The sequence below is a fragment of the Staphylococcus caledonicus genome, from assembly GCF_016238465.1.
Lineage (GTDB): Bacteria > Bacillota > Bacilli > Staphylococcales > Staphylococcaceae > Staphylococcus > Staphylococcus caledonicus.
This window is the reverse complement of record NZ_JABTXV010000002.1, coordinates 346,656-372,877: the sequence shown is the minus strand read 5'-3', so window position 1 is coordinate 372,877 and position 26,222 is coordinate 346,656. Positions and strand designations below refer to the sequence as shown.

Genomic DNA, 26,222 nt, shown 5'->3' with positions numbered 1-26,222 from the left:
CAATTGTCAATAATCCGAAATAATACTTCCCAATTATATAGGTTAAATTGAATTCTTATCGGAATAGTATTAATCTATAAGTGTAGTAAGTATTTAACGAAGGGATGTTTTACTAATGAAAGCAGCAGTATGGTATGGTCAAAAAGATGTTCGTGTGGAAGATCGCGAACCTAAACAATTACAAAACAACGAAGTTAAAGTAAAAGTATCGTGGGCAGGTATTTGCGGTACAGACTTACATGAATATTTAGAAGGACCTGTCTTTATTTCTACAGATAAACCTGACCCATTCTTAGGTCAAAAAGCGCCTGTAACGTTAGGTCATGAATTCGCAGGTGTTGTAGAAGAAGTTGGTAAAGACGTAACTAAATATAAAAAAGGCGACCGCGTTGTTGTTAACCCAACTGTATCAAAACGTGAAAAAGACGAAAGTGTAGACTTATATGATGGTTATTCATTCATCGGTTTAGGTTCAGATGGTGGTTTCGCAGAATTCACTAACGCTCCTGAAGAAAATGTTTATACATTACCTGAAAATGTTTCAGACAAAGAAGGTGCATTAGTAGAACCAACAGCTGTAGCAGTACAAGCCGTTAAAGAAGGTAATTTACTATTTGGTGACACTGTGGCTATCTTTGGTGCTGGCCCAATCGGTTTATTAACAGTTGTTGCAGCTAAAGCAGCTGGCGCAAGCAAAATCTTCGTCTTCGATTTATCAGAAGAACGTTTAGCAAAAGCGAAAGAAGTTGGCGCAACTCACGTTATCAATTCTGGTAATACTAACCCTGTGGAATTCATTAATGAACATACTGAAAATGGCGTAGACGTTACTTTCGAAGTAGCTGGTGTTGGCGTAACATTATCTCAATCAGTACAAGTTACTCGCCCTAGAGGTACAGTTGTTATCGTTTCTATCTTCGCTCACGAAGTAGACTTCGACCCAATGTTATTAACTAACTCTGGTGTACACTTAGCATCAACAATTGCTTATTCACCAACTACATTCCAACAAACAATTGATTTAATTGCGAACGGTAGCTTAGACGTTAAGAGCGTAGTTACAGACGAAATTGAATTAGAAAACATTGTTGAATCTGGATTCGAACAATTAGTGAATGACAAATCACAAGCTAAAATCCTCGTTAAATTAAACGGATAAATTTAAATACGCATCATTCAAAAGAATGGCTTGAGGGCGTTTTCAATGAAAACACCCCCAAGCCTTTTTAATTATTTATCATGCATGCCTTTGCCTTCTAAGATATGGTCAACATATTTATCTACTCTGTTTTGTCGTGTTTGGCTACGTTTGGCTTGGCTAATATGGTAAATATATTGATGTTGTCTTCCAGGTGTTAGTTGATAAAATGCTTTTTCAAGCTCTGGCATGTCTTCAAATTTATGTTGTAACTCTTCAGGGATGGTATAATCTTCAGTCTGTTTTAAGGCCACTTTTTTACCTGCTTTTTCGACCTTAATCGCTTTATTAATATAATATAGAATTTCTTCTTGGCGCTCTTTAATCTCATCTAACGTATTAAATCTTAATTGTCTTGCTGCCTGCACCTTCTCAGTTTGTTGAATAAGTGTCTGATAACGGTCCTCTAGGATAGCCCCTTTATGAAATAACAGTGCTACATAATGCTTGAACCCATGGATTAATACTACATTTTTATCATTCAATGTATAACATGGATGCATCCATTTATAAGTTTCTTCTAACTCCGTTTCTTCAAATATCAAATTTCTTAAATATTGATATGCTTCCTTCCATTGGCTTTCTTTTTCTAAAAATGTTAAAACATCAGCATTCGCCTGTTTCTGAGTCATGTGACACATGTTTTAGTTCATAATTTTAAAACAATACAGTCATTATAATATGATAATTTCTAATTAACTATAAATAACACAATATTTTGTAAAATCGCAAAATCATAAATTGACTAATTTATTGATAAGCGTATAATTATATTGTGTCATTTTTAATAAATATTAAAAGAAATAAAAGGAGATTTTATGGGACAGAATAACAACGATAGCAATAAGATCAATCTGACTCAACTAGTCTTACTTGGGTTAGGCGGTTTAATCGGTTCCGGATGGCTCTTTGGTGCGTGGGAAGCCTCTTCAGTGGCTGGACCAGCATCGATTATCTCTTGGATAATTGGGTTTATCGTCATCGGATCTATTTCATATAACTATATCGAAATTGGAACAATGTTTCCGCAATCAGGTGGTATGAGTAACTATGCTCAGTACACACACGGCTCCCTACTAGGATTTATTGCAGCGTGGGCAAACTGGGTATCACTTGTAACCATCATTCCTATTGAAGCGGTATCAGCCGTTCAATATATTAGTTCTTGGCCTTGGGACTGGGCTAAGCCAACATCTGCATTAATGCACGATGGAACTATCAGTACGATAGGTCTATTTACCGTTTATGCGATTATTATCATCTTTTCACTATTAAACTATTGGTCAGTGAAATTATTAACGTCATTTACAAGCTTAATTTCTATATTTAAACTCGGCGTACCTTTATTAACAATTATCATGTTAATTATCTCTGGTTTCGATACGAGTAATTACGGTTCATCAATAGGTGAATTTATGCCGTATGGTAGTGCGCCAATCTTTGCGGCTACTACAACGTCAGGTATCATTTTCTCATTTAATGCATTCCAAACAATCATTAACATGGGTTCTGAAATTAAAAATCCTGAAAAGAACATTGCACGTGGTATCGCAATTTCTTTAACATTAAGTGCGATTTTATATGTAGCTTTACAAAGTACATTTATCACATCAATGCCACAATCAATGATTCACGAACACGGTTGGCACGGTATTAATTTCAACTCTCCTTTCGCTGATATGGCGATTCTATTAGGCTTAAACTGGTTAGCTATTTTACTTTATATTGAAGCCGTAGTTTCACCATTTGGTACAGGTGTATCATTCGTCGCAATCACAGGACGTGTATTACACGCAATGGAGAAAAATGGACACATTCCTAAATTCTTAGGAAAAATTAATTCAAAATATAATATCCCACGTGTGGCAATTATCTTTAATGCCATCGTAAGTATGATCATGGTAACGTTATTCCGTGATTGGGGCGTACTTGCGGCGGTTATTTCAACTGCAACATTAGTTGCTTATTTAACTGGTCCAACGACAGTTATTGCTTTACGTAAGATGGGGCCTAAATTACACCGTCCATTCCGAGGTGCATTATTAAAATTCATGGCGCCATTCTCATTCGTTTTAGCATCACTAGCCATCTATTGGGCGATGTGGCCAACAACTGCCGAAGTTATCTTTATTATTATTTTAGGTTTACCAATTTATTTCTTCTATGAATATCAAATGAATTGGAGTAATACTAAAAAACAAATCGGCGGTAGTTTATGGATTATCGTTTACTTAATTCTTTTAGCTACAATGTCATTTATTGGTAGTAAAGAATTTAATGGTATCAATTTAATCCATTACCCTTACGATTTCATTGTTATTATTGTATTAGCGTGTATCTTCTATAAACTTGGTACAATCAGTCACTTTGAAAGTATTTATTTCAAACGTGCGAAACGTATCAATAAGAAAATGAAAGAAGATACTATGGATACAACACAACAAGACGTTAATCAACAACAGTCAGAGAAATAAGTAAAATTTAGAAGTGAGACAGAGATTAATTTAGATTTCTGTCTTGCTTCTTTTTTTTAATGGTAAAGTAAGGATAAATAGCTTATAGGAAGTGGTGATGAGATGGTCACAATTCAAACTCACGGTGGCAGTATTAGAGGTATTGAAAAAGATGGCTTACATATGTTTTTAGGCATTCCCTATGCTTACCCTCCTACTGAATATCGTCGTTTCAAACACTCTGAATTAGTAACGACTTGGGATAATATTATTGATGCTTCAGCTTTTCAAAATATTCCTCCCCAACCTGATAATAAATTAGAAACATTCTTTTCTTCTATACCTGCCTCATTCAAACAAAGCGAAGATTGTTTATATTTAAATATTTGGTCGCAAAATAATCAACTTAAAGATAAACCAGTTATTATTTACTTTTACGGTGGCGGTTTTGTTAATGGTCATGGATCTGCCGAATTATACACGCTTGAACATATTGTTCAACAACACGATGTGGTGGTCGTTACTTTTAATTATCGCCTAGGCGCTTTAGGTTATTTAGACTGGTCCTATTTTAATCAAAGCTATCATAAAAATAATGGGCTATCCGATCAAATTAATGTTTTAAAATGGGCAAATCGTTTTATTGAAGACTTTGGTGGCGACCCTCACAACATTACATTAATGGGTCAGTCTGCAGGAAGTATGAGTATCATGGCATTGATGCAACAACCTGAGTTAGATATGTACTATCAAAAAGTCATATTATTAAGTGGTACTTTACAACTCGACACACTACAAAATGGCTATTTGAAAGCACAACATTTTGATAATTTAAGGGAGCACCATTTTCCAAATAAAGAGATAGAAGAGTTATCAGCTAATGAGATTCTAAAATTAATGGAAGAAGATGAAAGAGTTAGAGGGAAATCTAAAGGATTGGAACTTATTTATGCCCCTATTGATGATACAACAATGTGCCGTCCCCTATCCGCATTCACTAAACCAGTCGTGGTTGGTTATACTCAGGATGAAGGAGATTGTTATATCCGCAATGAATCGCGCAAATTAGCACCTCAACGATTTGTAGATGTTATGAAATTAAATAATATTAGAATTAATATTGAAGAAGCTCAAACGGGGCAGCAACAAGCGCAAGTGGTCACAGACTTATATTTCAAACAGCCTGCCTTACAATTTCTTGATAATTTGAAGGATAATCCTCATAAATGGTTAGCACGTTTCGATTGGTCAATACCGTCTCAGCCGGATTTCAATAGCGCGTATCATATTTTAGATTTAGTGTTTTGGTTTGGGAAAATGGAAATTTTAAACGCACACGATGTTAAAGATTTAACTTCTGAAAAAGTATTAAGCCAACAAATGATGAACGATTTAGTCTATTTCGCGAAGAACAGTATCATGCCATGGGCGCCCTATACCCTTCATCACACTCAACCACATAAATATATTTAATAAAAATAAAGGGAGCGGTGACAGAAATCTAATGTAATTTCAAAGATTTCGTAGTCCCGCCCCGGCAAGGTTGACTAGAGATGAAGAAAGTCCAAGTTGGACGCATCTTCATCTCAGACAACTACTGCCATAACTAAAAGCTGAACCATTTTTTTATATTAATGGCTCAGTCTCTTTTGAATATTAATTTTTAGCGTAGTGATAATTTTTCAATGTAAGTACAACGATTAAGCCTAATAAGCCTATAAAGGCACTTACTAATGTGACCGCTTCGACAGAGATGTTAGATACCACAAGTCCGCCTATGATACCACCGAAACCGATACCCGCATTAAGACAAGACATGTTCCAACTCATCACTTGGCTTGTGTCGCCTTCGACATGTTCAATAATCCCACTTTGAATTGCTGGGTTGGTGCTCCATTGAACGATGTTCCAAATAAAGAGTCCTATTAATAATAAGACCGTCGTAGAAAGTATTAAGTTAACGATTAACATCATCACGGTAAATACTGAAAATGCGATAATTAACCAACGTTTACTTGTTAGTTTATCTGCTAAGACGCCACCTAATGATGTACCTACGACACCTGCCACACCGTTCACTAATAATGCTAATGATACATATCCCATGCTATGACCATTTTCCAAAATAAGTGGATTAATGTAGACGAATGTTACAGAATTGGCAATAAGAATTAACAGTGTAATCGCTAAGTATTTCACAATTTCTGCAGGACGTAAGATACGAGACGACGACTGATTGTCTTCTGTCACATGATTAAACATTCGATTCGCATCATTAAGTTCTCCCGTAGTTGGTAAGTATTTCAACATTAATAATCCAGCAAGAAGACTGATTACAATAATAAAGACGAACGTAAAACGCCAACCAATCCAATCACCTATCATTGTTCCAATAGGTACACCGAAGACGTTAGCCCCACTAAAGCCAGTGTAGACAACGCCAATCATTTTACCTCTATTCTTGGGAACGGTAAGTATTGCTGTTAAAGCAAGTACTTTTACAATAATGAGAGAAGCGGCTGCTGAAGATAAAATACGTCCAATGACTAAAATAGTAAAATTAGGCGCTATCGCAATGATACCGTTACCCACGATAAACGCTACCAACGTCCATAGTAAAACTGAACGTGCAGGAAATCTGTTGGTTAACTTAACTAATATAGGTCCACAAATCGCAAATGTTAGTGCGTAAAGCGTAACGAGCTGACCAATAATTGGTTCTGAAACGCCTAAGTCATCACTCATAAGATTCATGATACCAGCGACCATCATTTCAACCATGCCTACGATAAAGACACTAATAATGAATGTCACTATACGCATGACAGACATGTTATGTTCTCCTTTCTTTGTGTTATCTATACAAATTTTGCTCATTAATAAATATGATCCCTTAAAAATAAAAAAACAGCTACAAACTATTTTCCAAGTATTATAACTGTTCTATTATATAATATTCAATTGTAATTTTCTTCAAAAAGGTTTTAATGTACTTGTTTATTATCTTTTAAATATTGGTTAATTACTTCTTGTACAGTAATTAATAGTATTAGTAATCCCATTGTGCCATATACAACATAGTTATTATGAAGTAATATATCAATGCCGAAATTCAAGTTGAAATGGTTTTCTGTGAGAGTAAATAAAAAGCGTAAAATATTGTATAAAGCTAAGATAGTTATTATAAAGCCAATAAAATGCGATAAAGTTTTCATATTAATACTCCTTCACTTCATTATTTAGCTTTATTGTAATCCTCATGGATTAATTCAAACTTATATTTACCTTAATTTTTCCTTAAATAATAACAGCAAGAATAGTTAAATCTCAAAAAGTTTTATAAGATGAATAATGAGGTGTTATTAATGAATGAAGAGGTTCTTATAATTGAAGATGACAAAGATATTAATGAATTAATGAAATTATCTTTAAATACAAAAGGTATTACGCGAGTAACTGCGGTAGATAATATCATTGATGCAAAAACAGAATTACTAAATTTCAATTATCAAGTCGTGTTGTTAGATTTAAATTTAAAATCAGAAAGTGGTTATCAATTATTGAAATACATTGATTTAAAAGATACCGCAGTTATAGTAGTTACAGCGAAGACGACGCACATTGATGTTTATAAAGGATTTGAAAATGGCGCCGTTGATTATATTAAAAAGCCCTTTGATCCAATGGAGCTTTATTACAGGGTATCAATCCATTTAAAGAATAACTCAGACGAGATTTATACTTATCAACATTTAAAAGTAAACTTTAATAGTATGGAAGTTTATATACATAATCAGCTAATTAATCTAACTAATCGTGAGTATAATTTACTTACTTTTCTTATTAAAAATAAAAACCAAGTACTTACAAAAGAACAATTATATTCTAAAGTTTGGGGCTATGATACTGGCGTTGATGATAATACACTAATGGTCCATATCCGGACATTACGTAAAAAGATAGAAGATGAGCCGAATGCGCCAAAGTTAATTAAAACGGTGCGTAGTAAAGGCTATATGTTTAAGGAAGCTCAATATGAATAAGCGCTTTATTATAAAATTCTTCAAATATATGTCGATATTTCTTGTTGTTAATTTTATTGTATCTGTAGCTTTCGTATTTTTTATGTTTTATACACTTGTTGTTAATTTATATAATGACTTAAACGAAGTTGGTAGTGAATACTTAGAACTTGCCAATATAAATGATCAACCTAATGATAATTTAAAGAATTTAGCGAAAAAACAGAATGCCTCCCTTTATATTTCTAAAAAGAATGGTGAAATTCTCTATCCAAAACATCTAAAGTCTAAAAATATAAAGCCTATTATACTTAAGAATATTAATGATGCTAATTCTGTTAAATCTAACCACGGAAATTATTTAGTTTATATTTATCGTAATCGAACTAAAAATTATACTATACGTAATAGCGATGATATCGATCCAAACCAATTGCTAGATAGTCTCGAAGTTCAAGACTACAATCATTATAATTATAATATTTCAAATGAAAAACTCACTTTTACTAAGAATTCTAATGTTCGATTAGATACTTCTTCATTAGAACTCAAGGACCCGGCAAGTATGTCTTTCATTAAAATTACAGGTATTTTTATTCTTGTAAATATAATTTTAGTAGCGTTAACTGCTTTCTTTATTTCCAAACGTTTAACAAAGCCGTTATCGTACTATATTGATTGGATTGGTAATCTGTCACAAGGTAAGCTTCATCAACCTACTTCTAAACGTAAAATTAAGAAAAAGCGTAAGACTTATCCAGAATTAGATACCTCGTTAACGCAACTGAATCAACAAATGTTGTCGAATAATATTTATCATAATCAAATTGACTACTATAAATCTAAATGGATTAGCCAAATTTCTCATGATTTAAAATCACCTTTAACTACAATTTACGGCTATTCTAAATTAATTCAAACAGATGAATCATCTCAACCGTATGTTCAGCTTATCGTTGAAAAGTCTCTATTCATGAGTAAATTAATTGATAGCTTGAATACCACTTTCGATGCTGAAACTCGTCAAATGAAACAGGACAAAGAACATTTTCCAATCAAATCAACGGTCGATCATATTACATCTATTATTGGATATGAAGCTATTTCACTTACGTTCAACCTTAATGGAAAAGATGAATTTTACGGTAACAAGTTATATTTTGAGCGTTTGTTAATCAATTTAATTAATAACAGTATTGAACATAATAATGAGAATCCAGCTATTGATATTACATTTACGCTAGAGGACATTAATTTAGTCATCGATTATAAAGATAATGGTCAAGGTATTGATAAAAATAATATTGAACAATTAATTAAACAATCCTATACTTCAAAGCTTAATAAAGAACAACATGGTGTGGGACTATCAATTATTCAAGATGCCGTTAATTATCATAATGGGCATATTGAACTTGTTCCTATTTCTAAAGGAGTTCATTTCCATATTGTACTTATCAGTGAAGAAGACCCACAATAACACGCAAGGCAGTTTACCGTTCGCCTATATGAACGATAAACTGCCTTTTATATTTAATAATCATTTATTTTCATATTCGTCACTTTTTATTGGGGCTTCGCGTGCTACTAATTGATGGCGCGCATTAAAGAATTGATTATAACTTAAATATGTTGCGATTAAAGCTGACATAATAGTGGCAGTAGTATGAATAAACACTACGAGTAATTGAAATTTAATCGCTTGTAATGGTGGTGTGCCTCCAATAATTAGTCCTGTCATCATACCTGGAATTGAAACTAATCCGTATGTTTTAACTGAATCAATCGTTGGAACAATCGCTAGACGTATACTTTCTCTGATTGATTCTTTAGAAGCAAGCTTAGGCGTTGCAGCTAATGTTAACTTAGACTCAATGTCAGTGACATCTTTGACAAAGGCACGGTCTAAATTCTGATAGGCTAAATTAATGGCGATTAATCCATTGTTAGCCAACATACCGCCAATAGGAATAACTTCGTTGGCTTTGAAATCAATTGCGCCTGCCAATACTGTGGCTGTTAAAGGCAACGCTGTACCGATAAAAATAGCCACAAAAGAAATGAAAAATACATGATGCATAACTGGTGACGCTCGGTTAATTGTGTTCCATGAGGCATTCACAATGATGACAAGGACGGCTAAAATAAGAATCCATGCTTCGTCAATTTTAAAAATATAATGAAGCACAAAGCCTAAAATAATCAATTGGACGACGGCACGAATAGACGCTACAACTAAATCTTTAATAATATGCAGGCCTTCTTTATAAGAAATAAAGATAGGTATTAACAGTAATAATGCAGTTAAACAGAGGGCTGTATTACTCATCTTGATTCAAGTTCTCCTCTTTAGTAATCTGTCCATCGGTAATCGTAATTCTTCTTTGAAAATAGCGCATGCTCTCATCATCGCTATGTGTAATCCATAAAATCGCGACCCCTTCACGTGCTAATTCAAAGATAATATCTTCAATCTTTTCTTTATTATGCGTATCTAATGCACTTGTCGATTCATCCAACAATAAAATCTCCGGGCGATACATTAATTGGCGCGCAATTGTTATCCTTTGACGTTCACCGCCAGATAAGTGTTCAATGCGATCATTAAGTTGATAATGACCTAAACTGACTTTCTCAAGCAATTGTTGCGCTTTCTCTTCATCAAAGTCATCTCCATGCGCAAGAGCGGGAAACGCCATATTATCTTTAATCGTTTCACCAAATAACTGGCTTTGTTGCATTAAATAGCTAATTTTTGAGCGCAATTCTTCGGGTGGATAGTCATTATAAGGCTTTCCTTTGAAAAGTAGCTCCCCCTTCGTAGGGCTTATTAAGTTGTTGATTTGTTTAAGAAATGTACTCTTACCGCTTCCAGATGGGCCTATAATAGCTACGGTTTCTCCTGCTTCCAATTGAAAATTAACATCGTCTAATATAACCCGTCTATCTGCTTTATACGTAAGATGTTTCACTTCTAATAACATAGCCGTCCCTCCTCTTCATCATTATTTACAACACCAAATTAAATCATTACATAAAAACAATTTTTATATTAATTAATTTTCTCCTTTATAATAACAAAAAAGAAGTGGAAGAGTGTAACTCAAGTTTGTCCCTTGAGCTATTCTCTTCCACTTCTCTGTCATCATTTTATTTCCACAACATCATACCAACAATTGTAAAATAGGAGATGCCGTTGTTAATCATATGTAGCGTAATGGTCGTGGCGAGATTGCGTCCACTGAAATGATAAGCTACAACGAAACATGTGGCCATAATCAAATATGGGCCTATTTCAAATATTGAAGTTGCATTTATGACATGCAAACTTGCAAAAAATACAACTGAAACTACGTACATTAAGCCGTAAGTTAATTTCTTGCCTAACTCATGAATAATTAAATGTCTAAACAATAACTCCTCTACAATCGGAGTAATAATAACAATATCTAAAAAGAGTATCGGCCAAATCCAAGTCGTTTTGAATAATTGAATAATCTGCTTATTATTTTCCGTCTCATCAAACTGATATTTCTTAGGTAAAAATTCCATCCCAAACGCATACGCATAATTTAATAAATACATCGCAATGAACACGATAACGATGAGTACGATATGTTTTTTCAAATCTTTAAACCGTTGAATCGCCAATGGAATAAGTGTTTTACGATGCATTAAGTAAAATAAAAGCAACACCAGACATTGGCCTATTAATGCGAATACTTGACTAATCCCCATGGCTTGTCGCGTAAATTCATTTTCAGAACTGCTGCCTGTTAATAAAACCATAAATAGCATCACAAAAAATGATAATACAATTGGTAACAACATACTAAATCCTAAGTATCCCGGTATTAACCAAAAGTCACGTTTAACTACGCGTTTAGAGGCAAATTCATTCTTCAACTGTGGCTTCTGTGAAAGTGATTGCGAATCTTTATATTCCGAAGTCATATTTTTCTCCTTTTCTTCTTATCTTTGAAAAGTAAGTTACACAACTCTTTTCAAATATTAAAAGAACCTTTCAACCATTGTAATAATAAATATCACCAATTGTACAGAGCTATGGTAAAGATAAGACGCAGCTAAATTTTTACCACTATATAAATAAACGACGATGGCTCCTATTGATAATATCATGTACGGTATCATCTCCATGAGGGAAATTAAATCATATACATGCAAGATGACTTCAATAAACAAACTTAAAATAACAACGAGTGCGAGATTCCACTTTTTACCCAGTTCATGAATGATCAAATGTCTCAAGATTAACTCTTCTACTAAAGGTCTCAAGATTACCATACTCACAAAGGTAAAGATTATCGCCCCAGGATGATTAAATAGCCCTTCTAATCGAATGAGTGCTTGCGTCTTTTCATATCCAAAAGGCGACGGGATAAATTGTGCTAACATATTAAAACCAAAGTACAAAATCAAACTAATGATAGTTACGCACGCTATTACTCCTACGTAACGTTGTTTAACATAATACAACTGGCGTCGCGCAACATCAGCAATATAATATTTATGCAAGGCAAAAAACGCCCCAATTGCAATAAACTGTGCAATAACTAAACTAATGCTTAATGTTAAATTATATAAATATAAAGGTGGCGAATCTTGGGTAATCATCGCCGTCACACCTAGAACTCCAAAGACGATAATAATCGGCATTAGTATTTGAAAAAATATGTAAATAGGAAGTAATAGAAAATCTTTCTTTACAATGTCGTTGGTCCCCCACCGATTTCTCGGGACCACACGCGCTACAACTTCTTTACTCATAACACACCTCAACTATTTCTTTGCTTAACCTTACCACAGAAAACCAATTATTTTTTTATATTTTAAATTGTAACAAAGTTGCGATTATAAAAAATTTAAAATTTATTAAAAATTTGAATTGTAAAAAAGAAGTGTTGGTGTATGATTGAAATTGTAAAAGGATATAAGGGGGAAGTTTTAATTGTTATCATTACTTACAACAATGCAATTTATTGTAAATGTCATGATTTTTATAATCATATTTGCAGTAATCGTCCTTGCTTTGATTTTCCTATTCAAAGATAAAGGGCAATCACAACATAGTGTATTACGTAATTATCCAGTTCTAGGACGCGTGCGTTATTTCGCTGAGAAAATCGGTCCAGAATTACGTCAATATCTATTTGCGAATGATACAGAGGGGAAACCATTTTCAAGAAATCAATATACTAATATTGTCTTAGCCGGCAAATATAATACACGTATGTCAAGTTTCGGTTCACAACGTGACTATGAAGAAGGTTTCTATATTCGTAATACGATGTTTCCACTACAACGAAATGAACTTCACATCGATAATGCTTCAATGATTTCAACATTTGTGTATACAGTGGATAATGAGCGATTGTTTAAAAGAGATGAACATCGTGACAGAAAAGATATTGATCCATACTATTTATCATCAGACAATGCGGTGGTCTTAGGTGAAGAACTTGCGCATCCATTTAGAATCAAACGTTTAGTAGGACAATCGGGGATGAGTTATGGTGCGCTAGGTGGACGTGCCATTACCGCGTTATCACAAGGACTAGCTCGTGCCGGTACATGGATGAACACAGGTGAAGGTGGTTTATCAGAATACCATCTCAAAGGTGGCGGCGATATTATCTTCCAAATTGGGCCAGGATTATTTGGTGTGCGTGACAAGGATGGCAACTTTAGTGACGATAAGTTTATGGAAATGGCACAACATAAAGAAGTTAAAGCCTTTGAACTTAAACTTGCCCAAGGTGCGAAAACTCGTGGTGGCCATATGGAAGCTAATAAAGTGACAGAGGAAATTGCTCAAATTAGAAATATTGAACCATATAAAACAGTTAACTCACCTAACCGCTTCGAATTTATCAACTCTCCAGAAGATTTATTAAAATTCGTGGGTAAGATTCGTCAATTAGGTCAAAAACCAGTAGGCTTTAAAATCCTCGTGAGTAAAGTAGAAGAAATCGAGAAACTTGTCCAAACAATGATTCAACTTGATATCTATCCAGACTTTATTACTGTCGACGGCGGTGAAGGTGGTACGGGAGCCACTTTCCAAGAGCTTCAAGATGGCGTCGGCCTACCATTATTTACTGCTCTACCTATCGTGTCGGGTGTATTAGAACGCTATAAAGTGCGTGATAAGATGAAGATTTTCGCTTCAGGAAAATTAATTACCCCTGACAAAGTAGCCATTGCTTTAGGTCTAGGTGCAGATTTAGTAAACATCGCTCGGGGTATGATGATTAGCGTTGGTTGTATTATGAGCCAACAATGTCATCTTAATACTTGCCCTGTCGGTGTAGCGACAACAGATCCTAAGAAAGAGAAAGCTTTAATTGTAGAAGAAAAACAATATCGTGTAACCAACTATATTACAAGCTTACATGAAGGATTATTTAATATCGCTGCTGCAGTAGGTGTTAAAAGCCCAGACGAGATTACAAGCGACCATATCGTTATTAAACGTAAAGATGGCTCTATTGAAAATATCGCAAATTATAAACTTAAATTAATTGATTAAATATAAACGGGGTTGAGGCGCTAATAAACGGCGCCCAGCCTCGTTTATTAATTCCTAGTAATTTGGTTTGATTTAAATTGAAACTGCTGTATAATATGATTAAAAATATCAGAATATTCTATCAATTGGAGGTTTTATTTATGTCAGAACAACATCCAAACTGGAAATTTGAAACTCAAACGATTCACGCAGGTCAAGAAGTTGATGAATTCTCGAAATCTCGTGCCGTTCCAATCTATCAAACTTCAAGCTATGTTTTTGATAACACGCAACATGCACAAGACTTATTTTCACTCGCTAAACCCGGCAATATCTATACACGTATTATGAACCCTACGCAAAACGTCTTTGAAGAACGTATCACTCAACTTGAAGGTGGCGTAGGTGCCTTAGCAACGTCTTCTGGACAAGCTGCTATTACCCTTGCCTTACTTAACATTGTAGAATCAGGTTCAGAAATTGTTGCTTCGTCTAATCTTTATGGCGGTTCATACAATTTACTTCATATTACCTTTGAAAAGTTAGGCATTAAAGTTCATTTCGTCGATCCAAGCAATCCAGATAATTTTAAATCAGCAATTAATGACAATACACGCGCAGTATATGCCGAAACAATCGGTAACCCGGCAATTGATGTATTGGATATTGAAGCGGTAGCGAAGATTGCACACGATAATGGCGTACCTTTAGTAATTGATAATACGTTCGCCTCTCCATACTTATGCCGTCCATTTGAACATGGTGCTGATGTGGTGATTCATTCTGCCACTAAATTTATTGGTGGTCATGGTACATCTATTGGTGGCGTTATTGTAGATAGCGGTAAGTTCAATTGGGATAATGGTAAATTCCCAGGATTAGTTGAACCTGACCCAAGTTATCATGGTATTTCTTATACTAACGATGTAGGTGAAGCGGCTTATATTACTAAAGCACGTGTTCAACTCTTACGTGATTTAGGTTCAGCCGTCTCTCCATATAACGTGCATGAATTCTTAATTGGGCTTGAAACACTTCATTTACGCATGGAACGTCACTCTGAAAATGCCTTAAAAGTGGCGCAATTCCTTGACCAGCACCCTAAAGTAACTTGGGTAAATTACCCTGGGCTTGAAAACAGTCAATATCATCATTTAGCTAATAAATATTTGCCTAAAGGACAAGGCGCCATCTTAACTTTCGGCGTAGATGGTTCTATCGAAGATATTGCCCACTTTGTCGATGAGTTACAATTATTCTCATTACTTGCCAACGTTGGCGATTCTAAATCATTAGTTATCCATCCGGCTAGCACAACACATCAACAATTAACGGAAGAAGAACAACGTCAGTCAGGCGTCCTTCCAGAAATGGTCCGCTTATCTATCGGAACTGAAAATGTTGATGATATCATCCAAGATCTTGACGCAGCGCTAAATTCAATCTAAAAAATATTAAGGTTGAGTCATTAATTGTTTAAATTTTGAGCAACTACTTAATAGTTACTCAAAGTTTAATTAATGACCCGACCTTCTTATTAATCATCTGTCATATTACTTTTTTGAGTGAATCCCATACGTTTTAATTGTCTTACTGTGCCTTCCATATTAACTTTCTTATCATTTTTAGAAGTTAAGGCTAATGAGAAGTATTGTTTAATTTCTTTGATATCTCCCTTTGTATAATCGATATCTATATTTTCCACCCATTTACCATGATTATTCTCTAAACGATATGTCACACCTTTTAAATGTTTCAATGGACGGTTCTCTTTAAACGCAGTCTTACCTTCTTTTCTCGCCATGCCCAAATCATTGTATTTCAATGTGCTCACTGTCGATTGTTTAACTACCTTATTCTTCTTATAAGATAGCGTCGTTAAGACGTGTTTACCTTCCACGTTCCCCTCATATGTTTTAGAACGCTCTTTACTACAAGCCCCTAGTATACCTACGCTTAACACTAAGATTATCGTTAACGTTAAGAATTTTTTCATCCTATTCATCTACTTCCCACTATGTCATTTTCAACTAAATTATATCTCATTATCTATAACATTACCTTATACTTTCTATTACAAACACTTTTTTCAGAAAATTAAATCTAGGCATGCTACAATAATAGTATCTATTTCTATTGGGAGCGTGTGACAATGAAAGAATCAATCGAATTACTCAAATCATTAACGGACGTTAATGGCATCGCTGGTTATGAACATCAGGTTAAGGAGAAAATGCGTGAGTATCTCGAACCAGTGAGCGATGAAATTATTGAAGATGGTTTGGGTGGCATTTTCGGGAAAAAAGAAAGTAAAAATGGTACTAAATCATTAATGGTGGCAGGTCATTTAGATGAAATCGGCTTTATTGTTACTAAAATCGATAAAGACGGCTTTATCAAATTCCAACCTATTGGTGGTTGGTGGAATCAAGTGATGTTATCACAAAAAGTAACTATTACAACTGATGATGGTACGGAAATACGCGGTGTTATTGGATCTAAACCACCACATGCGTTAAGTGCTGAAGAAAGAAAGCAACCTGTTCAAATTAAAGATATGTTTATAGATATTGGTGTGCGAAGCAAAGAAGACGCGGAACAACACGGTATCGAGGTCGGTAATATGATTACGCCTTATAGCGAATTTGAACAATTAGCTAACGGTAAATATTTAACGGCTAAAGCGTTTGATAACCGTTATGGTTGTGCGTTAGCTGTTGATGTATTAAATAACATTAAAGATGAAAATATCGGTATCAATGTTTATGCAGGAGGCACAGTTCAAGAAGAAGTAGGCTTACGTGGTGCGAAAGTAGCTGCTAACAAGATTAAACCTGATTTAGCCATTGCGGTTGATGTAGCAGTCGCTTATGATACACCAGGAATGACTAATCTAGGCAGTGATACAGCTATTGGTAATGGTCCTGTCGTAATTTTAATGGATGCGTCTAACGTTGCGCATCAAGGCTTACGTCAACATATTAAAGAAGTCGCTAAGAAACATTATATTACGGTACAATGGGATACAACGCCTGGCGGTGGCACTGATGCAGGTAGTCTTCATGTTGCTAACGAAGGTATTCCAACCATCTCAATTGGTGTAGCACTTCGTTACATGCACTCTAACGTTTCTGTACTCCACACTGACGATTATGAAAATTCAGTACGTCTAGTTACAGAAATCATACGTTCACTTAACGACGACGCATACGATAAAATTAAATGGTAATGAATAACTTTGGAGGTATGACATGTTTTCAAATAGTGATTCAAAAAAATCAATATTCGGCGTTATGAAATGCTCAAATTGTAAGAATGAATTGCGTAAAGATGAAACAGTTACACTTAAAGTTAAGGCTAATGATTTAAAAGGTATGACTCAGCTAGCAAGTTGGGCGGATAATCAATATAAATTATGTGAAACTTGCGCAAAACAACAGTAATTAGAATATATTAAGACATACTAAAATTACATTACAATGTTAATGGTTTAGTCACTACACATCAAAAGAACTATTTATAATTAAAAACTGATAGACTAAAGGCTAGGACGTTTTATATAATGTCCTAGCCTTGTTTTGTCTGAATTTAATCTTAAATTGACTTTATTTTCTTCATATCAAATACGAATATATTAACTATTTTTTGTTTTTCAATTTTGTAATTACGGTGCCTATTATCACTAAAATTAAAAACGTGATAATCCAACTAATTATCGTAATCACTTTAAACCCACCTTTTTGTGAGCATTATAACATTCCTATATTTTAAATTTCTATCCCACTCCGTAAATTTATTCTACTGAGTTTTTCCAACTGTTATCGCTTAACATTTCGCCTGGCCAAGTATAAGCCATAACGCCTCCGTCAATACGAATTGTTTCTCCAGTCACAAATGAACTATCATCTGAGGCTAAGAACGCGACAAGTTTACCTACCTCTTCCGCTTTACCTAATCGACCTAGTGGCGTTACCCATTTTTGATTTTCACGGAAAGTTTTACCCGCTTCATCATCTTCTGTACCAGCTAAATTATCAACTAATGGCGTTTCAATTGTACCTGGCGCAATCGCATTAGCACGAATATTCTCACGACCATATTCAATCGCAATTGACTTCGTGAAATTGATGACTGCTCCTTTCGCCGCATTGTAGCCTGAACGATATAAGTCTGCAGCTTGGCCTGAGAATGAAGATGTATTAATAATTGAACCACCGTTCTCCATCATTAAAGGTAATAAGAATTTCGTTACTAAGAACGTTCCTCTCATATCAACTGCCATGATTTTATCAAACACTTCTACTGGATATTCATGAATACGGCCAGCGTTATCATCGACGCCTGCATTATTAAAGATAACATCAATGCGCCCATACTCTTTTTTCGCTTGATCAGCAAAGTCTTGAACCTGTTTATCATCTGAAATATCCACTTTATACGCCGTTGCTTTACCACCATTATTATTAATGTCTGCAACCGTAGATTCAAGTTCATCTGCAATATCTAGCGCTAAAACATGCGCACCTTCATTAGCTAACACTTCCGCTGAAGCTCGACCAATTCCAGTACTGGCCCCTGTAATGACTGCTATTTTATTTTCTAATCGTTTCATAACGCATTCACTCCATTTTTAAATATCTATCTAGAAATTCAAGTTTTATATAATTCTTATGTTCCACTCTTGAAGCGTACTCAAACCCCTTCTGAAAATGATAGCGCTTTACCTTATCGCCTTAATTTACTTATTTTAATTTGTTATATCTTATAAATATTATAATTTTTTCTTATGTAAAATTTCTGAAAATTGGTATATTTTAAAATAATGTTTGTTATACTTTACGTTAACTAACAAAGGGGGCTACTTTATGACTACAAAGGCAAAAGAAAGACCATCTTTAATTAATCGATTTCTTAATATTGTTGAAAAAGCAGGTAATAAATTACCAGATCCTGCTGTACTATTCTTTTTAATATGTGTGGGCTTAGCCGTCATCACATGGATTGTGTCGTTATTCGATGTGTCAGTTAAACACCCGGGTAGCGGAGAAATGATACATATTAAAAATATTATCAGTACCGAAGGCATCGCAATGATTATGAATGATGCAATTAAGAACTTTTCAGAGTTCCCTGCACTTGGGCTTGTACTAGCTGTCATGATTGGTGTCGGTGCCGCTGAGAAGTCAGGCTATTTCGACAAACTAATGATTTCAGTAGTCAATAAAGCCTCAAAGAAGATGATTGTACCTACTATCATCTTAATTGGTATTTTAGGAAGTTTAGCTGGGGATGCTGCGACAGTTATCTTACCACCACTCGCAGCGATGATCTTCATTAAAATTGGTTACCATCCCATTGCCGGCTTGGCTATGGCATACGCTTCAGCTGTAGGAGGATTTGGTGCTAACTTACTTATCGGCATGCAAGATGCCTTAGTATATGCTTTTACAGAACCTGCAACAAAGATTGTTTCTGATAGTGTAAAGATTAACGTCGCAATGAATTGGTATTTTATTGCTGCGAGTGTCTTTCTCGTGTTGCCAGTCATTTATTTTACAACGACTAAAATCGTGCTACCACGCCTAGGTACTTACGATGAAAGTCAATCTAACATCGATGAGGACGAAGAAACATCATCAACTATAACAACAACAGAGAAGCATGCATTATTCTGGGCAAATATGTCATTTATCGTTTTAGTCGTTGCACTTATTATTTGTTGCCTTCCTGAAGGTAGCTGGCTACGTAACGCTAAAACAGGTAGTCTGATTGATGATTCCCCACTTATTAATGGCGTGGGTCTCGTTATTCTCGTACTCTTTTTAATACCTGGTATTGTCTACGGCGTTCTTAGTAAACAAATCAACAATTCTAAAGATTTAGGCGCCATGGTGAGTGAATCTTTAGGTTCAATGGGCGCATTCATCCTCATCGTCTTCTTTGCCGCTCAATTACTCGCCTTTCTACAATGGAGTAACCTAGGCATTATTGTCTCTGTTTACGGGGCTATGTTATTACAACATCAAAGCGGTATTGTCCTCATTATCGGTATTATCGTGTTAAGTAGTTTAATCAACCTCATCATTGGTAGTGCCTCTGCTAAATGGGGAATACTCGCTCCAATCTTTGTCCCGATGATGATTTTAGTGGGCTACCACCCTGCTTTTACGCAAATGATTTATCGTATAGGCGACTCAGTTACAAATCCAATTACACCTATGATGCCTTACCTACCACTCATCTTATCTTATGCGCAAAAGTATGATAAAAATATGAAGCTTGGCTCTCTACTTTCAAGTCTTATGCCATACACCATTGCCTTATCTATCATATGGACACTCTTTATTATTGTATGGTACTTAATCGGACTTCCATTAGGACCAGGTGGACCGATTAAAATACCAAAATAACATGTAAATTCAGTTATTTTTCGACTAAATAAAGTCGATGATCATTTTCATAAATAAATTAAATACTTGGGTAAATAAATTCTTATTTATTAAATAAGATTTCTGCTCCAGTCCCTTTTTCAAACGGCAATATTACGGTAAAATATAAGTATAGAGAGTGTATAAATTCAGCTATTTTTTAGCAATTTAGGAGGACACGATGGAAGAACGTATAGGTTTAATAGATATTGGGTCAAACACCATCAGGCTAGTTATATTTAAATTTGATAAAGCGACAGGGATTAATGAATTACTAAACATTAAAACACCTGCCCGTCTTAGCCAATATCTCAATAAAGATAACGAAATGAGTAAAGAAGGTATTCAAGTTTTAATAGATGCCTTACACAGTTTTAAATCCGTTTCTGAGAAGTTTAACGTCACAGAATTACATCCAATTGCGACAGCTGCAATTCGTCAGTCTAAAAATAACGCTGATATTATAAAAGCAGTTAAAAAAGAAGTCGACATGGATATTAAAATTGTACCTGAAGAAGATGAAGCGTTTTACGGTTACTATGCGATTACACATACCACAGAAATTGAAAATGGCGTTTCAGTAGATATTGGTGGCGGCTCAACAGAAGTCACATTATTTAAAGATAAAGAACTTCTTAAAGCACATAGTTTCCCATTCGGCGTCGTAACGCTAAACCGCAAATTCTTCGACGGCAAAGCGCACAACGACAAAGGTGCCATTAAAGATATGGAGAAATTCTTAGCACAACAATTCGATACATTAGATTGGTTAAAAGGCCAAGATGTCTCACTTGTAGGTGTAGGTGGTTCTGCACGTAACGTTGCTCGTATCCACCAAGCGAAACATTCTTACCCTATCGGTGGCGTGCATAACTATACAATGACATATAAAGATATCGATGAAGTCTTTGACCTTATTCGTAAAAGTTCTCGTGATGAGTTAACGAACCTTGATGGCTTAAGTCGCGATCGTGCTGACATTATTTTACCTGCCGTTTCGGTCTTTAAAGCACTTTATAAGAAAGTAGACGCAAAACAATTTACATTTTCAAGAAATGGGCTTCGTGAAGGCTATATCATTCATCAAGTGAATGAACGCTATCCTGATGTGTTCGATAAGCACAATGTTCGTAAAGAATCGATTCATTTCTTAGCACGTGAATATATTATTGAAGACGTGACATCACAAGTACGATTAAAACTGGCGAAATCTTTACTTGCACAACTTATCGAGCTGGCTGATTTAGATATTAGTGAGAACGACCAACGTTTATTTGAAGAAGGAACTTATATTTATTACTTAGGTAGTTTTATCGATTCCGATTCAAGTTCACCACATACGTACTATATTATCGCGAACTCAATGATTAATGGCTATACACACAAAGATCGTGTCAAATTAGCATTATTAGCTAGTTTCAAAAATAAATCATTATTGAAATTCTATTGCGAAGAAACGGACTGGTTTAGCAATAAAGAAATAGATACAATTCAAACTCTCGGGGGTATTATCAAGTTCATCAATGCATTAAACATCTCACACACTAGTTTCGTTGAAGATGTCGTATTGAAGAAGAAGAAAAAAGGTGACGAGGATTACGAATTAACCGTATTTTATACTGAAGGTGAACCTATCGCTGAAGAGTATCAAGCTGTAAGACAAAAAAAACATATAGAAAAGATACTTAAAGGGAAAGTTTCCATCATCTTTACAAAATCTTAAAATAACTATGCTATTTTAAAGTTAGGTAGTTGTGCCTTCCACTAAAAAATTAATTAAACAAAGTATATTTGAGGAAATGACGAGGTGTATTCGGAATATGCAAACTCAATTGGGAGAAAATGATATTAGCTTACCACAATACTATAATAACCGCGAATTAAGTTGGTTAGACTTCAACTATCGCGTACTTCAAGAGTCATATGATAATAACAATCCATTATTAGAAAAATTAAACTTTATTTCTATTTTTAGCTCAAACTTAGATGAATTCTTTATGGTGCGTGTGGCCGGTTTAAAAGACCAAGTGAAACTAGGTTACGACAAGCCTGAAAACAAAGCACAAATGACGCCACAAGAACAAGTCGATGCCATCCAAGAAAAAGCTAAAAAATATGTAAACAAACAATATGAACGTTACAACGAATTAATGAACGAACTTAAAGATTACGACATCGTAATGTGTGAACCAGACAAATTATCAGAATCTCTATTAGAAAAGTTAGAAAGAGATTTTAAATTGACCATTCTACCAACGTTAACACCACTTGGTATCGATGCGTATCATCCTTTTCCAAAACTTAATAATAAAAGCTTAAACATCTTCGTTGATATTGATACAGAGGATGCGATTAATTCAGCGATTGTACAAATTCCATCGCTAATTCCGAGATTCTTAACTTACAACGAAGGTCCTAAGCAATATGTCTTGATGATTGAAGATGTCATTTCATACTTCATCAATTATTTATTCACAGGATATGAAGTTTTAAATACGTTCACATTCAGAATTACAAGAAATGCCGATTTAACTATCCATGAAGATGGTGCTGAAGACTTATTAATCGAAATTGAACGTTTCCTTAAAGAACGTAAAAGCGGTTCTGCCGTGCGCTTAGAAGTAGATGGTCGCACTGCGAATCGTGATGATTTAGACTGGTTGGTTGAAACATTAGAAGTAGATAAACAAGACGTTTATTTCTTAGATGGTCCATTAGATTTAACATTTATCTTTAGCTTAGTTGATCATCTGTCTCATAAACTAAATTATTTAACTTATAAGAAGTATTCACCACAAATTTCTCGTTCTTTAGGAAATAACAATGTATATGAATTAGCATTAAAACGTGATATCTTCTTCCACCATCCTTACGAATCATTTGAACCTATCGTCGACTTTATACGTGAAGCGGCGGATGATCCAAATACAATCGCGATTAAACAAACGCTTTATCGTGTAAGTAAGGATTCACCGATTATCAACAGTTTAAAAGAAGCTGCTGAAAAAGGTAAACAAGTAACGGTGCTAGTAGAATTAAAAGCTCGTTTCGATGAAGAAAATAATGTGCACTGGGCACGTATGTTAGAAGATGCAGGTTGTCACGTGATTTACGGTATGACACATTTAAAAACACACAGTAAAATCGCCTTAGTCGTTAAACGTATCGGCGGCGAATTAACATCATTCGTCCATCTCGGTACAGGCAACTATAACGATAAAACTGCGAAACTTTATACTGACATGGGTATTATTACCACTAATAAAGAAATTGCAGAAGACGCGATTAACTTCTTCAATTACCTAAGTGGCTACTCAGTGAAACCAGAGTACAATAAATTAATCGTTGCGCCATTCGACATTCGTGACGTCTTTATCGACCGTATCGACAAAGAGATTAATAGTCACCTTCAACATGGCAACGGTAAGATTATGATGAAGATGAACTCTTTAACTGATAAAGCTATCATTGAAAAGTTATTCGAAGCATCACAAGCTGGCGTGAAGATTCAACTCATTATCCGAGGTATTTGTTGCTTAAAACCAGGCATCCCTGGTATTAGTGAAAATATCGAAGTGGTAAGTATCGTAGGACGTTTACTTGAACATTCTCGTATTTATTACTTCCATAACAATGGCGATGAGCGTATTTATTTATCATCTGCCGATGTAATGACACGTAATATGATTAAACGTGTGGAAATTTTATTCCCTGTTGAAGATAAAGAAATTGGTAAACGTTTAGTAGACTTTATGAATTTACAATTATCTGATAATCAAAAAGGTCGTTATCAAGACCAAGAGGGTAATTACCATTATGTTGAAAATAATTTATCACCATTAAATTCTCAAGTGTATTTAATGCGTGAAGCTGTTGAATATGGTCAAGAACTAAAGAAAAAATCTGCGCAACCATCAGGCATGCCTGTCGTTTCTAAACGTAAAGCAGGTTGGGTTAACCGTATTCGACGTTCATTAAAAAAATAGGATTTTAATACGAAAAAGCTAGGTTTAATTCCAAACTATAGGCGTAGAAATGATTCAATTATGAATTATTTCTACGCCATTTTCATATTAATACTTCGTATTGTTTGGCTCGCGTTCCTGGGAGACAACTTCAGCCAGCCCATACTGACGTTTGGGCCCCAGTCTTCAGTTTGTCTTGTTTCCCTAGGAGTCTCGCCAACAATACTACGTTATATACATGTAATTTTACACTTAAATACTTTGCAGTTAAATCGACTTTGTTTACTTTAATATCGATAAACCACATTAATATTAAATAATTACTTAGTACTGAGATATTTTTAACCCAATCTCACTTTTTATTTTTCAGGGTTTTGGTACCAATGTTTGAGGAAGGTATATAAGACGTTGCTATAGGTCTCTAATTCTGAAGCTTCTATTTTTTCGTCTACGCTATGTGCTTCTTCAAGGCTTCCTGGTCCATATAAAATAGTTGGAATACCAAAATGTGCTGTCCAACCACCATCTGTAACAGTCGTACTCATGCCATATTGCATGTCGGTACCATTTACTGTTCGATGTGCATCTTGTAATTGTTTAAATCCAGGATGTTCTGTTGGAATCGTAAAGCTCGGGAAGATTTCACCTTTATCTTCAATCATAGATTCTCCGCCCCATTCAAACTGTAATGGGTTCTCTCGTAACCAAATATCTGCATTGGCCATTCGATTCAAGTAATCTTCAATTTCCGCTATAACATCTTCATAGCTTTCATTTGGCAAGTAATGTACCGTAATCCATAATCGACATTCGTCTGCAATAAAGGCTGGATGACGGCCACCTTCTATCACTGCAGGATTAATAGTATTGGCACCTGGTGGCATACCAGGACTATGTTTCATAACGGCCCAATGTTGTTCTAACTCATTCAAGGCTTGTATGACTTTGGTCATCTTTTCGATAGCGCTTGCGCCAAATAAGCCACCGCCTGCATGAATGGTTTGGCTACGGGCACCATCATGGATAGTATTTTTACTTTTCACTGTTACCCAGCCTGTAATAACGCCACCTTGACCTAATGCCATCATTTCACTCGTATCTAAGACTAAAGCTAAATCCGCTTTCGGACCAATTTCACACGCTAATTTTGTGCCCGCTTCGCCTACTTCTTCACCTACGACCGATTGTACGATAATATCGCCTTCAGGTTGGTGTCCTTCTTGGCGTAACTTTTCAAGAACATAAAATAATGAGGCCATGCCGCCTTTCATATCACTCACACCACGACCATAAAGCCAGTCGCCACTTTGCGTAAGTTTAAATGGTGGATAAGTCCAGTTCGAGTCATCATCGACAGAAGCTACGTCTACATGGCCATTTAAAATTAACTTCGGTGCATTAGGATTCTTACCTTTCAAGGTGCCCACAATCACACTATCATTCTTGTACAGTTGTTCACGTTGAATGCTAAAACCTAAGTCTTTTAATACATGTTCAATCTCATCTTGTAGTGGATCTGTATTACGTCCAGGAGGGCTCTCCGTATTATACTTAACCAATAAATCTAATAAGTCATAAAGACGTTGTTCCATATCAGTCACATCCTTGTATAAAATTGAATACACTA

At 35.1% G+C, this 26,222-nt stretch carries 22 protein-coding genes; 12 read left to right on the top strand and 10 right to left on the bottom strand.

Features of this window, described 5'->3' with window-relative positions; translation table 11 throughout:
• The first annotated feature begins 115 nt into the window (after nucleotides 1–115).
• Nucleotides 116–1,159 (top strand): 2,3-butanediol dehydrogenase, encoded by a 1,044-nt coding sequence (locus HS848_RS08380; protein ID WP_198611979.1) that lies wholly within the window; start codon nucleotides 116–118, stop codon nucleotides 1,157–1,159.
• A gap of 71 nt (nucleotides 1,160–1,230) precedes the next feature.
• Here HS848_RS08380 and HS848_RS08375 read toward each other — a convergent pair whose 3' ends face one another.
• Nucleotides 1,231–1,830 carry a YdeI/OmpD-associated family protein gene (locus tag HS848_RS08375; protein ID WP_198611978.1) on the bottom strand — a complete coding sequence of 200 codons (600 nt, stop codon included), beginning with the start codon at nucleotides 1,828–1,830 and terminating at the stop codon, nucleotides 1,231–1,233.
• 186 nt (nucleotides 1,831–2,016) lie between these two features.
• Between HS848_RS08375 and HS848_RS08370 the strand changes: the two genes are divergently transcribed.
• Together HS848_RS08370 and HS848_RS08365 are read left to right on the top strand one after the other, a co-directional pair.
• Nucleotides 2,017–3,672 (top strand): APC family permease, encoded by a 1,656-nt coding sequence (locus HS848_RS08370; RefSeq protein ID WP_198611977.1) that lies wholly within the window; start codon nucleotides 2,017–2,019, stop codon nucleotides 3,670–3,672.
• Nucleotides 3,673–3,774: 102 nt separating this feature from the next.
• A complete protein-coding gene (locus tag HS848_RS08365) occupies nucleotides 3,775–5,124 on the top strand; it encodes a carboxylesterase family protein (protein WP_198611976.1) in 1,350 nt (449 codons plus the stop codon).
• Between the two features lie 183 nt (nucleotides 5,125–5,307).
• On the opposite strand, the gene HS848_RS08360 is transcribed toward HS848_RS08365, so the two are convergent.
• Together HS848_RS08360 and HS848_RS08355 are read right to left on the bottom strand one after the other, a co-directional pair.
• On the bottom strand, nucleotides 5,308–6,483 hold the full coding sequence (locus HS848_RS08360; protein ID WP_198611975.1) for an MFS transporter: 1,176 nt from the start codon (nucleotides 6,481–6,483) through the stop codon (nucleotides 5,308–5,310).
• 152 nt (nucleotides 6,484–6,635) lie between these two features.
• Nucleotides 6,636–6,866, bottom strand: a complete 231-nt coding sequence (locus HS848_RS08355; protein ID WP_198611974.1) for a hypothetical protein — start codon at nucleotides 6,864–6,866, stop codon at nucleotides 6,636–6,638.
• 150 nt (nucleotides 6,867–7,016) lie between these two features.
• On the opposite strand from HS848_RS08355, the gene HS848_RS08350 reads away from it, so the two are divergent.
• Complete coding sequence (locus tag HS848_RS08350) at nucleotides 7,017–7,694, top strand: response regulator transcription factor (protein ID WP_198611973.1); 678 nt, start codon at nucleotides 7,017–7,019, stop codon at nucleotides 7,692–7,694.
• Complete coding sequence (locus tag HS848_RS08345) at nucleotides 7,687–9,153, top strand: HAMP domain-containing sensor histidine kinase (protein WP_198611972.1); 1,467 nt, start codon at nucleotides 7,687–7,689, stop codon at nucleotides 9,151–9,153. Before HS848_RS08350 ends, HS848_RS08345 begins: the two co-directional genes overlap by 8 nt.
• A gap of 60 nt (nucleotides 9,154–9,213) precedes the next feature.
• Here HS848_RS08345 and HS848_RS08340 read toward each other — a convergent pair whose 3' ends face one another.
• The 4 genes from HS848_RS08340 to lnsB all read right to left on the bottom strand — a co-directional run bounded on the left by HS848_RS08340 (nucleotide 9,214) and on the right by lnsB (nucleotide 12,461).
• The gene (locus tag HS848_RS08340; RefSeq protein ID WP_198611971.1) at nucleotides 9,214–10,002 is read right to left on the bottom strand and encodes an ABC transporter permease; all 789 of its coding nucleotides are present in this window, start codon (nucleotides 10,000–10,002) and stop codon (nucleotides 9,214–9,216) included.
• Nucleotides 9,995–10,657, bottom strand: a complete 663-nt coding sequence (locus tag HS848_RS08335) for an ABC transporter ATP-binding protein (protein WP_198611970.1) — start codon at nucleotides 10,655–10,657, stop codon at nucleotides 9,995–9,997. The genes HS848_RS08340 and HS848_RS08335 overlap by 8 nt, the downstream gene beginning before the upstream one ends.
• Before the next feature lie 166 nt (nucleotides 10,658–10,823).
• Nucleotides 10,824–11,627, bottom strand: a complete 804-nt coding sequence (locus tag HS848_RS08330) for a CPBP family intramembrane glutamic endopeptidase (protein WP_198611969.1) — start codon at nucleotides 11,625–11,627, stop codon at nucleotides 10,824–10,826.
• 57 nt (nucleotides 11,628–11,684) lie between these two features.
• A complete protein-coding gene (gene lnsB, locus HS848_RS08325) occupies nucleotides 11,685–12,461 on the bottom strand; it encodes a CPBP family lipoprotein N-acylation protein LnsB (RefSeq protein WP_198611968.1) in 777 nt (258 codons plus the stop codon).
• Between the two features lie 202 nt (nucleotides 12,462–12,663).
• Between lnsB and HS848_RS08320 the strand changes: the two genes are divergently transcribed.
• Together HS848_RS08320 and HS848_RS08315 are read left to right on the top strand one after the other, a co-directional pair.
• Nucleotides 12,664–14,223: an FMN-binding glutamate synthase family protein gene (locus HS848_RS08320; protein ID WP_198612172.1), complete on the top strand. Its 1,560-nt coding sequence runs from the start codon at nucleotides 12,664–12,666 to the stop codon at nucleotides 14,221–14,223.
• Between the two features lie 140 nt (nucleotides 14,224–14,363).
• Nucleotides 14,364–15,650, top strand: a complete 1,287-nt coding sequence (locus HS848_RS08315) for an O-acetylhomoserine aminocarboxypropyltransferase/cysteine synthase family protein (RefSeq protein ID WP_198611967.1) — start codon at nucleotides 14,364–14,366, stop codon at nucleotides 15,648–15,650.
• A gap of 89 nt (nucleotides 15,651–15,739) precedes the next feature.
• Here HS848_RS08315 and HS848_RS08310 read toward each other — a convergent pair whose 3' ends face one another.
• A complete protein-coding gene (locus tag HS848_RS08310) occupies nucleotides 15,740–16,198 on the bottom strand; it encodes a YehR family lipoprotein (RefSeq protein WP_198611966.1) in 459 nt (152 codons plus the stop codon).
• Between the two features lie 156 nt (nucleotides 16,199–16,354).
• On the opposite strand from HS848_RS08310, the gene HS848_RS08305 reads away from it, so the two are divergent.
• On the top strand, nucleotides 16,355–17,431 hold the full coding sequence (locus HS848_RS08305) for a M42 family metallopeptidase (RefSeq protein ID WP_198611965.1): 1,077 nt from the start codon (nucleotides 16,355–16,357) through the stop codon (nucleotides 17,429–17,431).
• Between the two features lie 22 nt (nucleotides 17,432–17,453).
• Nucleotides 17,454–17,645, top strand: coding sequence for a hypothetical protein (locus HS848_RS08300; RefSeq protein WP_198611964.1), 192 nt, complete (start codon nucleotides 17,454–17,456; stop codon nucleotides 17,643–17,645).
• Nucleotides 17,646–17,995: 350 nt separating this feature from the next.
• On the opposite strand, the gene HS848_RS08295 is transcribed toward HS848_RS08300, so the two are convergent.
• Nucleotides 17,996–18,814 carry an SDR family oxidoreductase gene (locus tag HS848_RS08295; RefSeq protein WP_107508186.1) on the bottom strand — a complete coding sequence of 273 codons (819 nt, stop codon included), beginning with the start codon at nucleotides 18,812–18,814 and terminating at the stop codon, nucleotides 17,996–17,998.
• Between the two features lie 253 nt (nucleotides 18,815–19,067).
• Here HS848_RS08295 and HS848_RS08290 point away from each other — a divergent pair, with 253 nt between their 5' ends.
• From HS848_RS08290 to HS848_RS08280, 3 genes are all read left to right on the top strand, one after another.
• Nucleotides 19,068–20,612 carry an AbgT family transporter gene (locus HS848_RS08290; protein WP_198611963.1) on the top strand — a complete coding sequence of 515 codons (1,545 nt, stop codon included), beginning with the start codon at nucleotides 19,068–19,070 and terminating at the stop codon, nucleotides 20,610–20,612.
• Nucleotides 20,613–20,811: 199 nt separating this feature from the next.
• On the top strand, nucleotides 20,812–22,353 hold the full coding sequence (ppx, locus tag HS848_RS08285; RefSeq protein WP_107508184.1) for an exopolyphosphatase: 1,542 nt from the start codon (nucleotides 20,812–20,814) through the stop codon (nucleotides 22,351–22,353).
• 97 nt (nucleotides 22,354–22,450) lie between these two features.
• Nucleotides 22,451–24,616 carry an RNA degradosome polyphosphate kinase gene (locus HS848_RS08280; protein ID WP_198611962.1) on the top strand — a complete coding sequence of 722 codons (2,166 nt, stop codon included), beginning with the start codon at nucleotides 22,451–22,453 and terminating at the stop codon, nucleotides 24,614–24,616.
• 338 nt (nucleotides 24,617–24,954) lie between these two features.
• Here HS848_RS08280 and HS848_RS08275 read toward each other — a convergent pair whose 3' ends face one another.
• The gene (locus HS848_RS08275) at nucleotides 24,955–26,196 is read right to left on the bottom strand and encodes an acetylornithine deacetylase (protein WP_332871289.1); all 1,242 of its coding nucleotides are present in this window, start codon (nucleotides 26,194–26,196) and stop codon (nucleotides 24,955–24,957) included.
• Between the last annotated feature and the right edge of the window lie 26 nt (nucleotides 26,197–26,222).